We start from the raw sequence: 16,260 nt of genomic DNA, 5'->3' as shown, positions 1-16,260 counted from the left end.
ATGGCTTCGAATAAATTGGAGTCTATGGATAATCTTAAATGGAGAGGTGTATATAATGAAAAAGATAGGATTACATGAAATAAGAAGAGAATTTTTAGATTTTTTTAAAGAAAAGGAACATTTAGCTGCACCTAGTTTTTCACTTGTGCCCAAAAATGATAAATCATTATTATTAATCGGAGCAGGGATGGCACCACTTAAAAAATACTTTACAGGAGAGCAAACACCACCTAGTAAAAGAATGGCAACATGTCAAAAATGTATTAGGACAGGTGATATTGATAATGTAGGTAAAACAGATAGACATGGTACCTTCTTTGAAATGTTAGGGAACTTTTCCTTCGGAGATTATTTTAAAAAAGAAGCTATAGCCTGGGCTTGGGAATTTCTTACAGAGAGAATGGAAATAAATAAAGAGGATTTATGGGTAACTATATACTTGGAAGATGAAGAAGCTTTCGAAATATGGAATAAAGAGATCGGATTACCTGCTGAGAGAATAGTTAGATTAGGCAAAGAAGATAATTTCTGGGAGTTAGAAGTTGGCCCATCAGGTCCATGTTCAGAGATCTATGTTGATAGAGGAGAAAAACATGGATGTGGTTCACCAGATTGTAAACCTGGATGTGAATGTGATAGATTTATTGAAGTTTGGAATTTAGTATTTACTCAGTTTGATAAAGATGAGAATGGAGTGTACAATCCATTGCCAAATCCAAATATTGATACTGGTATGGGACTTGAAAGAATTACTTGCGTAATGGAAGGAACAAAGACCATATTTGATACTAAGGTTGTTAGGGAAATAATAAGAAAAGTAGAAGAAATTTCTAAGATCACGTATGGTAGTGATTCTAAAAAGGATGTTTCTATAAGGGTAATTACTGATCATAGTAGAGCTATGACATTTTTAGTTTCAGATGGAGTACTACCTAGTAATGAAGGAAGGGGTTATGTACTAAGGAGATTAATCCGTAGGGCAGCAAGACATGGCAAACTTCTAGGAATAGAAGAAGGATTTTTAAGTCAAATTGTAGACGTTGTAATTAACTCATGGAAAATAGAATATTCTGAATTGAAGACGAGAGAAGAGCATATCAAAAAAATAATCAAAGCTGAAGAAGATAAATTCCAAGAAACTATTCATCAAGGATTATCTATTTTAGAAGATTATATAGATGAAATCAAAGTAAATAATGAAACTGTCTTAAGTGGTGAAAAAGCATTTAAACTATATGATACTTATGGATTTCCTCTAGACTTAACTAAGGAGATCTTGGAAGAGAAGAATTTAAAGGTAGACGAAGAAGAATTTAATAGTAATATGGAAGAACAGAGAAATAGAGCTAGAAAAGCTAGAGAAGAGGGAGACAGCGGATGGTCTGCTGGTAGTGACCAAGATATTTTTGAAGGTTTAAAAACTACTTTTAGAGGGTATGAAAAGACTAATATTGTAGCTGAAATAATAGGACTATTTAGCAATAATGAGAAAGTAAATGAGTTGAATAAAGAAGATGAAGGAATTATTATATTAAATGAATCTCCTTTTTATGGAGAATCTGGTGGTCAAGTAGGAGATACAGGAATTATAGAAAGTACTGATTTTAAAGCTATGGTTTTAGATACCAAACATTCTAAAGGTGATCATTTAATTCATATAGTAAAAATCCTAGAAGGAAAAGCTAAAGTTGGTGATAAGGTAGTGGCTTCTGTAGATGATAGCAGAAGAGATTCTCTTAGAAGAAACCACTCTGCAACTCATCTTCTTCATAGGGCGTTAAAGGATATATTAGGGGAACATGTTAATCAAGCTGGGTCTGTAGTTATGCCAAATAGACTTAGATTTGATTTCACTCATTTTGAGGCTGTAACAGAAGAGGAATTAAAGGAGATAGAAAGAATAGTAAATTCTAAGATACTTGAAGCTTTAGAGATTGTAACTATAGAAACTTCACTTAAAAACGCAAAAGAAATGGGAGTAGTAGGACTATTTGAAGATAAATATAAAGATGAGGTTAGAGTACTAAAGATGGGTGATTATTCTAAGGAATTATGTGGAGGTACTCATGTTTCTAATACTTCAAATATTGGTTTATTTAAAATAGTTTCTGAATCAAGTATTGCATCTGGAGTTAGGAGAATAGAGGCAATAACAGGAGATGGAGTCTATGAATATATAAATAATATGGAAGAAGAGATAGATCAATTAGCTAGCATATTAAAGGCAAATAAAACTAACCTACTAGAAAAGGTTAAAACTCTGACAGAGGATATAAAGACAAAGGAAAAAGAAATTGAAAGCTTAAAGGCAAAGATGGCGCTATCTATTGCAGATGAAATATTATCTTCTAAAGTAAGTGTAGAGGGGATATCTTTAATTACTTATAAAGTAGATAATTTGGATATGAATAGTTTGAGAAATTTAGGCGATGAAATAAGAAACAGACTAGGTTCTGGTGTTGTAGTGCTTGCAAGTGTAAAAGATAGTAAACTTTCATTTATAGGTATGGTAACCAAAGATATTGTAGAAAAAGGAATTCATGCTGGAAATATAATAAAAGAAGTTGCTATGAGAACTGGCGGTGGTGGCGGCGGAAGACCAGATATGGCACAAGCGGGAGGCAAAGATATTACTAAAGCTGAGGAAGCTCTCTCAATTGTTGCAGATTTAATTAAAACACAAATAAAATAATATAGGACTTATATGGTATAATAGTAGTATATTAGGAGGTGTTTCTGTGAATAATAAATTTAATGAAACTATGAAATTCGAACCACCAATTGAGAAAGTCGAGTCTGTAGAAGAGATAATATTGTCAGTATTCTATTCTTTGAAGGAGAGAGGGTATGATCCGATTAATCAAATAATAGGATATATACTATCTGGTGATCCAACATATATTACTAGCCATAATAACGCAAGATCAACTATATGTCGTATAGAAAGGGATGAACTATTAGAAGAATTATTGAAATCTTATTTGGATAGTAGACAGTAAGATAAGGGAGAATTAATTTGAAAGCAAAAAAGTTTTTATTGCTCTGTTTATTATTTATATTATTAACACCAGATATATCTTATGGGGCTAATGATGCTCCAAAGGTATATCTTATAGTTATAAACAAACTAACTCTAAAAGACATAGAATCTATGAACAATTTAAATAGAATAATTGAAGAAGGAAGTATTGGATTGATGAATACTAGAGGTGTATCAGGATATACTGGTGCTGAAAGTTTTCTTACAATAAATACTTCAAGAAAAGCAAATTCTAACTATACTAGTATAGATTTTAGAACTAATAAATCTAATGGTTTCATAGTGAATAATTCTTTTAGGAGTTTAATTAATTTAAATAAAGATAATAAATTTTCTCCTCATATAGGTGTTATGGGAGATAATCTCCATAGAACAGGGTTAAAGACTGGGATTTATGGAAATAGTGATTTGATTGATAAACCTCTTAAGACTTCTGCATTGATTCCCATGGATTCAATGGGGTTGATTGATTATGGTAATATAGATAATATAACAATAGAGGAAGATAACTATCCTTTTTCCATAAAAACTGATTATGAAAAGCTTTCAAATGAAATTAGAAATAGTTCAGCGGATTTTATTGTAGGAGACACAGGTGATTTAGAAAGATTATATAGATATAGTAAGTTTTTATCTGATAATGAGTTTTTATATCTTCGAGAAAAAATCTTGATAGATATAGATAAGTTTATTGGTAATTTAAGATCTACGTTGGAATGGAATAATTCATTATTGATTATTACGAGTCCAAATGATGGGGACAAAAAAGTAGATGATAATAAACTATCTCCAATAATACTTTGGGGAGAGGGAATTAAGAAGGGAACTTTAGTTTCTAAAACTACTAATAGGGAAGGCTTAGTCACAAATATAGATATAGGACCTACTATTATGAGCTTTTTAGGAGCATCTACTAGTAATATGTCAGGAGCTAATATTAGTTCAATATCAAGGAATATAAGTTTAGAGGATATAATAAAGTACAGTCAGCAAATAAATACCATATCTAAAGTAAGATATAATACTTTATACTTATATGGAATTTTTTCTATAATTATATTAATTCTATCAATAATTTTCCTTGGTGCAAAGATAAGGTTATCAGAAAATACAAAGGATATTGTAAAGACATTATTTACTATGATATTGATTATTCCAAGTATTTTTATTATAGCTTCAATATTTAAGCCAAGAGAAATTTATAGTTTTATTTCAATCTTACTTATTTTAAGTATTTTATCTTTATTTGTAATATGGAAGACTAAAGAAAATAACAATCAAATTATATATATTGTGGGTATTTCAGTTTTTATAATAATGATAGATTTGCTTTTAAAAGGGAAGATTAGCAAATTTTCGGTTTTATCCCATGATCCCGTAATAGGTGCAAGATATTATGGAATGGGAAATGAAATGGTAGGACTGTTTTTAGGACTTCTATCTGTTTTATCAGTAGAAATATTGAGAAAAAATAATAAGAGTATATTGCCGTTAATTTTATTGAGTATGTCAGCTATATTAATTGGACATCCTCGCTACGGAGTTAATATTGGAGGAACTATGGCATTTATAGTTGCTATAGTTTTTTATGTTGCGGAGACCTTTAACAGAAGTTTGAGTATAAAGATAATATTTCTTATTGGAGTAATAATTATACTTTTTGTATCAATGATGGGCTATATAGATATAAGATTTAATGATAATATTACTCATTTAGGTAATACAACTTTGCTTATTAAAAGTAATGGTTTAAAACATTTAAATCAAATAGCATTTAGAAAGTTATTTATGAATATAAAATTAGTGGACAATTCTTTTTGGATATATTTATTATTATTACATATGATTTTACATGTTTTGATATTTTATTTTAAGGGAATAAACAGTAAGATTTCAATTGCTAATATAGCAGGATTATCAGGAGCTATAGGGGGTTTTTTGTTTAATGATTCTGGATTGATTCTTGCAGCCATATGTATGAACTTAATAACATCAAGACTATATCTAGAATACATAGAATAGGGTGAAATAATTGGACAGAATTAAATTAGGAAATACAGGTATTGAAGTATCAAGGCTTTGCTTTGGTTCTTTAACAATGACTCCTTTTCAAGCAGGACTAACTGTTAAGGAAGGAGGATACCTTATAGAATATGCCTATGATAAAGGAATAAATTTTATTGATACGGCAGAGATCTATGAGAACTATAAATATATAAAAGAAGCATTAAAGGGTATAAGGAGAGAAGACTATCATATATCAACAAAGACATATGCATATACCAAAGAGATGGCAAAGGACAGTTTAGAGTTAGCACTTAAGGAATTAAATACGGATTATATAGATATATTTTTATTGCATGAGCAAGAAAGTATTCATACAGTAAGAGGTCATTTTGAAGCAATAGAATACTTTTTAAAGGCAAAAGAGGAAGGTAAGATTAGAAGTATTGGAATATCTACACACAGAATTGCAGGAACACTGGCGGTAAGGGAAGTAAAGGAATTAGAAATAATCCACCCAATAGTAAATAAATATGGCATTGGCATACAGGATGGAGATATAGAAGAGATGCTCAAGATAATTGAAGAAATTTATCAAATGGGAAAAGGTGTTTATGCTATGAAACCTTTAGGCGGCGGACATCTAATAAAAGAAGCAGAATCAGCATTTAATTTTGTAAAGGATATTCCTTTTATTCATTCAATTGCCATAGGGATGCAATCGAAGGATGAAGTTGATGCTAATATAAGTTTACTTGAGAATGGATTTATACCTGAGAATTTGAAGAATAAATTGAGGACTAAAAAAAGAAAACTAATAGTTGCAGATTATTGCATAGGTTGTGGCAATTGTGTTAGAAGATGTAAGCAGCATGGAATCCAATTAGTAAATGGAGTAGCTACACCAAATGAAAAATGCATTTTATGTGGATACTGTGCTAAGGTTTGTCCTGAATTTTGTATAAAAGTAATTTAGTATAGGAGCGAATAATGGAGAGAATAATGGGATTAGATGTAGGAGATAAAACAATAGGAGTTGCCATATCTGATTTACTGCAGATGACAGCTCAAGGGATAACTACTATAAGAAGAGAATCTAAAGAAAAAGATTATAAGGCTTTGGAAATGATTATAAATGAATATAATATCAAAGAAGTTGTAGTAGGATTACCTAAAAATATGAATGGAACTTTAGGTCCTCAAGGTGAAAAGACTATTAAGTTTGCAGAGAAGCTTAAAAATAAATATAATGTTAAAATTATTTATGAAGATGAAAGACTAACTACCATAGCTGCAGAAAAAATGCTTATATCAGGAGATGTTAGAAGAGATAAAAGAAAAACTGTAATAGATAAGGTTGCTGCTACATTTATATTGCAAATTTATTTGGATAGGAAAGGGAGGTAATATGATGAATGAAAGAATAACTTTACTTGATGAATTAGGGAAAGAACAGGAATTTGTAATCTTAGCTACTTTTGGATTAGATGATGAAGATTATGCAGCTTTAATACCAGCAAATGAAATAGAAGGACCTACTTACATTTTAAGGATGGAGAGAGATGATATGGGGGATCTGCTTTTAGTTGGTATTGATGATGAGGATGAATTGCAAGATGCAATAGAAGTTTATGAAGAAATGCAAAAAGAAAATCTTCAATAGTTGACAAAGAGAAGAAATAGTAGTATGGTTAATTTAGTATTATAATCGGGTGAAAAAATGGATATTAATATAATAAAAGGGAAACTTCAAAAAGAAGGATATAAACTTACAACTCAAAGAAGAGCTATATTAAAAACTATAGTAGATAATCAAGATGAACACTTAAGCTGTGATGAGATATATAATATTGTAAGGAAGGAATACCCAGATTTAGGTATTGCCACCGTATATAGAACTTTACAATTATTTGAAAAGCTCAACATAGTCTACAAATTAAACTTCGATGATGGATGTAGTAGGTATGAACTAAGTACGGATTCGGAAAATCATCACCATCATCATTTGATTTGTTTAAATTGTGGAAAGGTTACAGAAGTGAAGCTTGATTTATTAGAGGCCTTAGAAGAAGAAATTGAAAACGAAGGACAGTTTACTATAGTTGATCATAATGTGAAATTCTATGGATATTGTAGTGAGTGTAAAAAATAAATCCCTATGGGGATTTATTTTTTGGGCGAATATTTATTTTTAGAAGATTATAAACTTGAAAAATGGAAAAAATAAAATAAGAAGAGGAGTGATTCAGTGCGAAAACCAAATAAAATTAAAATTATTCCCCTGGGAGGATTAGGAGAAGTAGGAAAGAATATTACAGTTTTTGAATATAAAGATAATATTGTATTGATAGACTGTGGAATGACTTTTCCTGAGGACGAAATGCTGGGGATTGATGTAGTTATTCCAGATGTAACCTATTTATTAAAGAATAAGGATAAAATAAGAGGTATAGTATTAACACATGGACATGAAGACCATATCGGTGCGCTTCCTTATGTTCTAGCAAAGCTAAGATTACCTATTTATGGAACTAAGTTAACATTAGGGTTAGTTGAAAATAAGTTAAAAGAGCATAAACTAGAGAATGTAAGCTTAAATATTGTAAAGCATGGTGAAACTATAAAATTAGGAGCTTTTGATATTGAGTTTATTAAGACTGGTCATAGTATACCAGATAGTGCGGCGCTAGCTATTCACAGTCCAGTAGGTACAATAGTTCATACTGGGGATTTTAAGATTGATTACACACCAATAGATGGAGATGTAATAGATTTAAATCGTTTTGCAGAATTGGGGAATAAAGGAGTATTGGCCCTTCTTGCTGATAGTACTAATGCTGAAAGACCAGGATATACTATGAGTGAGAGAACTGTGGGAAATACTTTTAGAGATATTTTTTCTAAGCATGAACATAGAATAATAGTTGCAACTTTTGCTTCTAATGTTCACAGAATTCAACAGATAATAAATGCTTCAGAGGAAAATAACAGAAAAGTAGTCCTATCAGGCAGGTCTATGACTAATACCATTGGCGTAGCTCTTGAATTAGGATATTTGCATATTCAAGATGGTACCTTAATAGATATTAACGAAATGAATAAATATCCTAGTAATGAAATAACTCTTATTACTACAGGGAGTCAAGGGGAGCCAATGTCTGCGTTATCTAGAATTGCAGCAGGAGAGCATAAGAAGATAGAAATTCAACCAGAGGATTTGGTTATAATATCTGCTACACCTATTCCAGGTAATGAGAAGACTGTTTCAAAGGTAATAAATAACCTAGTAGAAAGTGGAACAAAAGTTATATTTGAAGCCTTGGCGGATGTACACGTTTCAGGTCATGCTTGTCAGGAAGAGTTAAAGCTAATACACACTTTGGTTAAACCAAAATATTTTATACCAGTACATGGTGAGTATAGGCATTTAAAGAAACATGCTGAAATAGCAGAATCTTTAGGTTTGCCTAGGGAAAATATATTTATTATGGAGAATGGGAGAGTTATAGAATTTACTAAGGACTCTGCTGAAGTAAATGGATATGTACCGGCGGGAAATATCTTAGTTGATGGATTGGGAGTTGGAGATGTCGGAAACATTGTTCTTAGGGATAGGAAACATTTATCTGAAGATGGTTTAATTGTAATAGTAGTTACCATAAGCAAGAAAGAAGGAGTAGTATTGGCTGGACCGGATATTATATCTAGAGGATTTGTATATGTTAGAGAATCTGAAGATCTTATGGAAGAAGCTAGATGTGTAGTAAGAGCAGTATTAGATGATTGTGAACAGAAAAAAATAACTGATTGGGCAACATTAAAATCTAGTATTAGAGATACCCTAAGAAATCATCTATATGGTAAGATAAAGAGAAATCCAATGATATTACCAATAATAATGGAAGTTTAATAAAAAACCCTAGTATAGATTTATACTAGGGTTTTTGGTATAATAATAAAAGAAAATTATATAAAGGGGGAATGAGTGATGGGATTGAGATTAATGTTATATTTGGGAATATTAACATTAGGTGGATTAATTGGATATTATGATAAGGTTAGTGAAAAATTGCAATCTAATTTAAATAAAATTCAGAATCTGTGTTTGCTTTTTTTATTATTCATGATGGGAATTACAATCGGTATAAATAATGAAGTAATATCTAATTTATTTTCAATAGGATTTAAGGCGGTTATAATAGCCGTTTTCACCGTTGTATTTAGTATTATCTTCGTACGTCTAGTTAGAAAATTCATAGTGCTGGAGGGAGAACGGAATGAGTCTTAAAATATTTATAGCGGTTTTATTAGGTGCTGGTGCTGGATATTTTTTTCTACCATCTACGATTTCCTCAAATATGGGTATTATTATAGATATCGGACTTATGTTATTATTATTTTTTGTGGGTATAGATATTGGAAAACAAAAAGATGTGTTTGGGAAAATGAAAAAGATGGGACTAAGGATATTATTAGTACCAATAGCAATAATATTAGGAAGTGTAGTAGGAAGCATATTGGCAGGCTTTTTACTCAACATGCCAGTGAAGGAGGCTGGGGCTGTAGGTGCAGGACTAGGATGGTATACGTTAAGTTCTACAATACTTTTAGCTGAAGGATATATAGAACTTAGTGCATTAGCTTTTTTATCTAATGTATTTAGAGAGATAATAGCTTTAGTATCTATACCTATTATTGCTAAATATATTGGAAAGCTTGAGTCTGTATCTACGGCTGGAGCAACAGCTATGGATACTTCCCTTCCAGTAATATCTGCATCTACAGATCCACAGGCTACAATAATTGCATTTGTTACTGGAGTAATTTGTACAACTTCAGTGCCTATTATACTGCCAATTATTTTAAAATTGTAGCAAATTTTATATGTAATTAAAAATAGTGGAGGTAAAAATGAATACAAAGTATTTAACAAAGGCTAGCTTAATAGCAGCCATATATATAGTTTTAGTTTTAATACAAACATTACCGGCGCCATTTATAAATCTTACATTTGGACCAATACAACTTAGGGTTGCGGAAGGATTAGCGCTTCTTCCAATAGTAGAATCTGCTGCAGTTCCTGGTATTTTTGTTGGTTGTTTATTATCTAATTTATTATTAGCATATTTTTCAGGATTTGGACTAGTAGATATATTATGTGGATCCTTAGTAACTCTTGTTGCAGCATATATAACATCTAAAATGAAAAGTAGAATAGCAGGTATGATTCCCCCAGTAGTGCTAAATGGATTAATTGTATCCATTTGGGTATCCTATTTTACAAAGGTTCCATATTTTGTTACTGTACTTGGAATAGGCGGAGGAGAGTTATTATCAGTTGCGATTTTTGGGAGTATAATTTTGTCAGTTTATGATAAAGCGACAAATTTAAAAGAGTACTAATATTAACTAAAAACAAAGATACTAGAAACTTTATGATATATGAATTGTGAATTTAAAATATTATTTATTATTTCAATTATGTAAAATTGTGTTTGATTGTCAATTAATAATTTAAAATTGCCAATTGAATAAGGGGAGTTGTTAAAGAAATGGAAAAAACTAAAATGAAAAATAGAAAAAGAAAAACTAAATCAAAATCGAAAAGATTTCCTACATTTATACTACTATGTATAATAGTGGTTGGAGGATTTTTTGCCCAAAAATATTATAAAGAAAGTCTTGGTGCAATGGAAGTTGACAACCCTTCTGATGTCAAAGTCATTATTCCTTCATCAAGTTCAACTACAAAAATAGCAAATATATTATATGAAAATGGGTTGATTAATAATCAGCTTATATTTAAATATCAGGTAAAGAGTAAAGGGGCAGGCGGAAAATTAAAAGCAGGAGAATATACTTTATCTACAGGAATGACTCTTGATACTATAATAGATAGTATTACAAAGGGAGGAAGAAGTCAAAATACTGTAAGATTTACTATACCAGAAGGTTATGAACTTAGACAAATGGCAGAAAAGCTATCAGAAGAAGGTATAGTAGATAAAGATAGATTTCTTCAATTAGTTAGTGATAAAAAGAATTTTGAAGATAAATATACATTCCTAAAGGAACTAAATGATAAACAAAGTCTTGAGGGATTTTTATTTCCGTCAACCTATGAAATATTTATAGGTGCAACAGAAGAAGAAATTATAGGTAAGATGTTAAATGAATTTGAGAAAGTATATAAAAAAGATGTAGAACCAAAACTTAAAGAATTTGATCTAACATTAAATGAAGTGATAACCCTGGCATCTATAGTGGAAAGAGAGGGAAAGGTAGATGATGAAAGACCACTTATGTCTGGTGTCTTTCATAATAGATTAAAAAAAGGAATGATGTTACAATCTTGTGCTACAGTACAATATATTCTAGGAGAGAGAAAAGAAGTATTGACTAATGCAGATACTAAGATAGAATCACCATACAATACTTATATAAATACAGGACTCCCCCCAGCGCCAATAGCTTCTCCAGGAGAGGCTTCATTAATAGCAGCAGTAAATCCAGATGATACAGATTATTTGTTCTTTGTACTAACTGGAGATGGTACCCATACATTTACTAAAACTTATCAAGAACATTTAAATGCAAAACCAAAGAAATAAAAGGGATGATAAAATTTGAACCAAATAAATGAAGAGTATATTGAGGATTATATAAGAAGTTTATTACCTGATAATAGTAATAATTTAAAGTATATGGAAAAATATGCAGAGGAAAATCATGTACCTATTGTACAGCCTGAAGTGGCACAATTTTTAAAGGTTTTATTAAAATTGAAAAAACCAACTAATATTTTAGAAATTGGTACGGCCATAGGCTATTCTGCTTTATTAATAGCGGAATATACAGGAAGTCATTGTAATATAACTACCATAGAACGTCGTGGTGATATGATAGACTTAGCCAAAGGAAATATTTCTAAAACAAAATATGAAAATAGAATAAAGATTTTAGAGGGTGAGGCTGAGGAAGTCTTACTTACTCTAAATGAAAAATATGATTTTATATTTTTAGATGCTGCAAAAGGACAATATATGGATTTTTTTAATAAATCTATTAAGGTATTGGAACCAGGTGGAATTATAGTGTCAGATAATGTACTTTATAAAGGTATGGTGGCTACAGATGCTTTAGTCATTAGAAGAAAGAAGACTATAGTAAAAAGACTAAGACAGTTTTTACAATATATAAATGAAATATCAGGCTATACATCTAGTATTATACCAATAGGAGATGGAGTAGCCATAACATATAGAGAGGAGTAATATCTTGGATAAAATAGAACTATTAGCACCAGCTGGAGATTTGGAAAAATTGAAAATGGCCATAAGATATGGGGCAGATGCTGTTTACTTAGGTGGAGATAGCTTTGGACTTAGGAAGGCATCAAAGAATTTTTCTATGGAAGAAATAGAAGAGGGTATAAAATTTGCTCATGAAAGAGGAAAGAAAGTATATATTACTTTAAATATAGTACCTCATGATGATGATATGATAGGATTAGAAGAATATGTAACTAAGCTTTATGGAATGAATACAGATGCAGTTATAGTATCAGATCCAGGAATATTTTCAGTAATTAGAAAGACAGTTCCAGATTTACCAATACATTTAAGTACCCAAGCATCTGCAACAAATTATGAGACAATGATGTTTTGGTATAATTTAGGCATAAGACGAATAGTACTAGCTAGGGAACTATCTTTCAAGGAGATAGAGAATATGACTCAAAAACTTCCAAAGGATTTAGAGATAGAAGCTTTTGTCCATGGAGCAATGTGTATGTCTTATTCTGGCAGGTGTTTAATTAGCAATTATATGACTGGTAGGGATGCTAATAGAGGAGATTGCGCCCATGCTTGCAGATATAAGTATAATCTTGTGGAAGAAAAAAGACCTGGTGAATATTTCCCAGTATTTGAGGATGAAGAAGGAACTTTTATAATGAATTCAAAAGACCTTTGTATGATTGAATACATTCCAGAATTAGTTAAATCAGGAATAATAAGCTTTAAAATAGAAGGTAGAGTTAAGAGCTCATATTATGTGGCAACAGTTATTAGGGCTTATAGAATGGCTATAGATGAATACTATAGGGACCCAGATAATTATAAATTTGATGAAAGATGTCTTAGAGAAATTAGAAAGGCAAGTCATAGAGATTTTACAACTGGTTTTTATTTAGGAAAACCTACTAATGAAGCTCAAGTATATACTACATCTTCTTATGTTAGGGGATATGATTTTGTTGGACTTATATTAGATTATGATGAAGAAACTAAAATTGCAACAGTTGAACAAAGAAATAGAATTTTTGTAGGAGAAAAAGTAGAGATATTTGGACCTAATAAAGAATTTATTACTCAAGTTATTGAAAAAATGTGGGATGAAAAAGGAAATGAAATAGAAGTTGCACCACATCCTCAACAAATAATTAAGATTCTTATGGATAAACCAGTAAGCAGTATGGATATGATCAGAAAGGAAAGGGAGGATTAATCATGAAAAGACCATTGCTTATTGGAATAACAGGAGGGACAGGCTCAGGTAAGTCCACTGTATCTAAAGAAATCTTTAAATCAATCCATGAAAAGAAGATTACGATTATAGAACAAGATTCTTACTATAAAGATCAGAGCAATTTGACTTTTGAAGAAAGAATAAAGACAAATTATGATCATCCTCTTGCTTTTGATAATGAATTACTGGTAAAACATCTAAAAGATTTAATGGATAATAAATCCATAGAGAAACCTATATATGATTTTGAAAATCATACAAGAAAAAAAGAGACTATAACTGTAGAAGCTAAAGATATAATAATACTAGAAGGAATTTTAATATTATTTGAAGAAGAAATAAGAAATTTATTAGATATTAAAATATTTGTAGATACAGATTCTGATGTTAGGGTTATTAGGAGAATACTAAGAGATATAAAAGATAGAGGACGGACTTTAGATTCTGTTATATTGCAATATATGGAAACTGTAAGACCAGCACATTTACAATTTATTGAGCCAACTAAAAGATATGCAGATATTATAATCCCTGAAGGAGGATATAATAAAGTTGCCATAGATATAATGGTTGCAAAGATAAATTCTATATTAAATAATTAAGTTTAATCTCCCTAAAAGTGGAAACACTTATTTAGGGAGGTTTTTTTATGTCTAGATATAGAAAAAATACTATTGATTCAAGAATAAAATTTTATTATTTTGCCTGTATTTTACTTTTTTCAGGTCTATTAACGAGATTATATTATCTTCAGGTATATGATAAGCGAAATCTTAAATTACAATGTTTAAAACAGAGGAGTACAGAGATTAGTCTAAAATCAAAAAGAGGAACAATATTTGATAGAAATTTAATTCCTTTAACTAATAAAGAAAATACAAAGACTCTAATAGCTCCAAGAGAAACAATCGTTAAAGATGAAGAAATATTGAGGAGAATAACACAGAATACTGATTTATCTCCTATGGAGATAAATCAAATTTTAAATACAAAATCCAAATTAATACAGATTCCTTTAAGAGAAGAAATATCTCTTGAAAAGACTAATAATGCTTTTTTAGTTGATATTACAAATAGATATTCTAAAGCAAATTTACTATCTCATGTTATTGGATATATTAATAAAGCTGAAAATCGAGGAGAATCTGGAATTGAAAAAGTATATGATGAATTTCTAAATAAATCTGATAAATCTTCTATATTTATTGAATATGATAAAAATAGATCTTTAGTATTGGGAGGTTCATATTATGTTGATAATTCCATAACACCAGATGAACCTGCTGGAGTAAAGTTAACTACTGATTATAATATTCAAAGAACAGTGGAAGAAATATTAGATGAAGATAAAACTAAGGGAGCAGTAATAGTATCGGATATAGATACAGCTGAAATATTAGCTTTAGCTAGCAGACCAAATTTTAATCAGGAGCATATGGAAGAATATTTTAATAGAGAAGATATGGCTTTATATAATAAAGCTATTCAGGTTTCTTATCCTCCTGGGTCAATTTTTAAAATAGTGGTATTATTGACTGCTTTAGAAGAAGATCCGAGTATTATAGATAGGAAATTCTATTGTAAAGGTTATGAAAGAATAAATAATGTAAATATAAATTGTAATAGTACTCATGGAAATATTTCATTAAAAAATGGATTTGCGAAATCATGTAATTCTGTTTTTATACAGATTGGAAAAGAAATGGGAGCAAAAAAAGTTATTGAGATGGCTAAGAGATTAGGATTTGGTCAAAAAATCAATATTGGACTTATTGAAGAAGTAGAGGGGAATTTGCCAGAAGGGGAAGAACTATTAGGTCCAGCTATAGGAAATATTTCAATAGGCCAGGGAAAAATAGAAGCCACTCCATTACAGATTAGTAATATGTTATTAATTATTGCAAATGATGGTATTCAAAAAGACATGACCATAGTTCAGGGAATAACTACAAAGGATGGTAAAATAATAAAGCCATATAATAAATTAGAAGATAGAAGAGTAATATCTGAGAGATCTTCTAGTATTGCAAAGGAATTATTGGAAGAAGTAGTACGCTCTGGAACTGCTAGGAAATTAAGATTAGATGATATAGGTTCAGCAGCAGGTAAAACAGGTTCGGCAGAGGGGTTATTAAAGAGTAGACCTACAATATATGGTTGGTTTTCAGGATATTATCCTAGGGATAATCCAAGATATGTAATTACGGTATTAGCTGAAGAGGCCAACTCAGGTTCTGCATCTGCCGCACCTATATTTGAAAGAATTTGTAGGAAGCTTCAATAGGACTTGCAAGGATTAACGTATTATCACATATAATTATATATGGATAGGGAGGTGGGATAGATGAAAAATATAATTCTGCTAATCTTTAGTGTAATATTGAGGCCTTTCATAATACTTTGCGGATATATGATAAATTCAAATTCATTTCCAAAGCCTCTTTCAAGAGAAGAGGAGGAAGAGTATTTAAAACTTTATTCGCAAGGAGATGAAAATGCAAGGAATGTATTAATAGAAAGGAATCTAAGATTAGTGGCACACATAGTGAAAAAATATAGTAACACAGGGAAAGATACAGAGGATTTAATTTCTATCGGTACAATAGGTTTAATAAAAGCAATCTCCACATATAATCCAAATAAAGGGACGAGATTAGCTACATATGCTGCAAGATGTATAGAAAATG

Annotated in this window: 17 protein-coding genes; all 17 read left to right on the top strand. The window is 30.5% G+C overall.

Annotated elements, in window-relative coordinates; all coding sequences use genetic code 11:
* Positions 1 to 55 precede the first annotated feature (55 nt).
* Positions 56 to 2,692 carry an alanine--tRNA ligase gene (gene alaS, locus ABWP20_RS14555; protein ID WP_353096729.1) on the top strand — a complete coding sequence of 879 codons (2,637 nt, stop codon included), beginning with the start codon at positions 56 to 58 and terminating at the stop codon, positions 2,690 to 2,692.
* A 70-nt stretch (positions 2,693 to 2,762) separates the two neighbouring features.
* Entirely contained in the window at positions 2,763 to 2,999 is a 237-nt protein-coding gene (locus tag ABWP20_RS14550; RefSeq protein ID WP_503012545.1) for an IreB family regulatory phosphoprotein, read from the top strand.
* Positions 3,000 to 3,016: 17 nt separating this feature from the next.
* On the top strand, positions 3,017 to 5,062 hold the full coding sequence (locus tag ABWP20_RS14545) for a hypothetical protein (protein WP_353096726.1): 2,046 nt from the start codon (positions 3,017 to 3,019) through the stop codon (positions 5,060 to 5,062).
* 10 nt (positions 5,063 to 5,072) lie between these two features.
* Positions 5,073 to 6,020: an aldo/keto reductase gene (locus tag ABWP20_RS14540; RefSeq protein ID WP_353096725.1), complete on the top strand. Its 948-nt coding sequence runs from the start codon at positions 5,073 to 5,075 to the stop codon at positions 6,018 to 6,020.
* Positions 6,021 to 6,034: 14 nt separating this feature from the next.
* The gene (gene ruvX, locus ABWP20_RS14535; RefSeq protein ID WP_353096723.1) at positions 6,035 to 6,451 is read left to right on the top strand and encodes a Holliday junction resolvase RuvX; all 417 of its coding nucleotides are present in this window, start codon (positions 6,035 to 6,037) and stop codon (positions 6,449 to 6,451) included.
* Positions 6,452 to 6,455: 4 nt separating this feature from the next.
* Positions 6,456 to 6,707, top strand: a complete 252-nt coding sequence (locus ABWP20_RS14530; RefSeq protein ID WP_353096722.1) for a DUF1292 domain-containing protein — start codon at positions 6,456 to 6,458, stop codon at positions 6,705 to 6,707.
* A 57-nt stretch (positions 6,708 to 6,764) separates the two neighbouring features.
* Positions 6,765 to 7,196: a Fur family transcriptional regulator gene (locus ABWP20_RS14525; protein WP_353096721.1), complete on the top strand. Its 432-nt coding sequence runs from the start codon at positions 6,765 to 6,767 to the stop codon at positions 7,194 to 7,196.
* Between the two features lie 96 nt (positions 7,197 to 7,292).
* The gene (locus ABWP20_RS14520; protein WP_353096720.1) at positions 7,293 to 8,954 is read left to right on the top strand and encodes a ribonuclease J; all 1,662 of its coding nucleotides are present in this window, start codon (positions 7,293 to 7,295) and stop codon (positions 8,952 to 8,954) included.
* A 78-nt stretch (positions 8,955 to 9,032) separates the two neighbouring features.
* Positions 9,033 to 9,332 (top strand): LysO family transporter, encoded by a 300-nt coding sequence (locus tag ABWP20_RS14515; RefSeq protein ID WP_353096719.1) that lies wholly within the window; start codon positions 9,033 to 9,035, stop codon positions 9,330 to 9,332.
* On the top strand, positions 9,322 to 9,918 hold the full coding sequence (locus tag ABWP20_RS14510; RefSeq protein ID WP_353096717.1) for a LysO family transporter: 597 nt from the start codon (positions 9,322 to 9,324) through the stop codon (positions 9,916 to 9,918). Before ABWP20_RS14515 ends, ABWP20_RS14510 begins: the two co-directional genes overlap by 11 nt.
* 37 nt (positions 9,919 to 9,955) lie before the next feature.
* On the top strand, positions 9,956 to 10,447 hold the full coding sequence (locus ABWP20_RS14505) for a QueT transporter family protein (protein ID WP_353096716.1): 492 nt from the start codon (positions 9,956 to 9,958) through the stop codon (positions 10,445 to 10,447).
* 149 nt (positions 10,448 to 10,596) lie between these two features.
* Positions 10,597 to 11,655, top strand: coding sequence for an endolytic transglycosylase MltG (mltG, locus tag ABWP20_RS14500; RefSeq protein WP_353096715.1), 1,059 nt, complete (start codon positions 10,597 to 10,599; stop codon positions 11,653 to 11,655).
* 15 nt (positions 11,656 to 11,670) lie between these two features.
* Entirely contained in the window at positions 11,671 to 12,318 is a 648-nt protein-coding gene (locus tag ABWP20_RS14495) for an O-methyltransferase (RefSeq protein WP_353096713.1), read from the top strand.
* A 4-nt stretch (positions 12,319 to 12,322) separates the two neighbouring features.
* Complete coding sequence (locus ABWP20_RS14490) at positions 12,323 to 13,552, top strand: peptidase U32 family protein (protein ID WP_353096712.1); 1,230 nt, start codon at positions 12,323 to 12,325, stop codon at positions 13,550 to 13,552.
* A 2-nt stretch (positions 13,553 to 13,554) separates the two neighbouring features.
* Positions 13,555 to 14,175, top strand: coding sequence for a uridine kinase (udk, locus tag ABWP20_RS14485; protein WP_353096711.1), 621 nt, complete (start codon positions 13,555 to 13,557; stop codon positions 14,173 to 14,175).
* A 47-nt stretch (positions 14,176 to 14,222) separates the two neighbouring features.
* Positions 14,223 to 15,857, top strand: a complete 1,635-nt coding sequence (locus tag ABWP20_RS14480) for a peptidoglycan D,D-transpeptidase FtsI family protein (RefSeq protein WP_353096710.1) — start codon at positions 14,223 to 14,225, stop codon at positions 15,855 to 15,857.
* A gap of 60 nt (positions 15,858 to 15,917) precedes the next feature.
* Positions 15,918 to 16,260, top strand: a 343-nt coding sequence (locus tag ABWP20_RS14475) for a sigma-70 family RNA polymerase sigma factor (RefSeq protein WP_353096708.1), incomplete at its 3' end; no start/stop codon positions are given.

Origin of the sequence: Tissierella praeacuta (assembly GCF_040396155.1) — a bacterium.
GTDB lineage: Bacteria > Bacillota > Clostridia > Tissierellales > Tissierellaceae > Tissierella > Tissierella praeacuta_A.
This window is presented reverse-complemented; position numbering and strand designations above follow the sequence as displayed.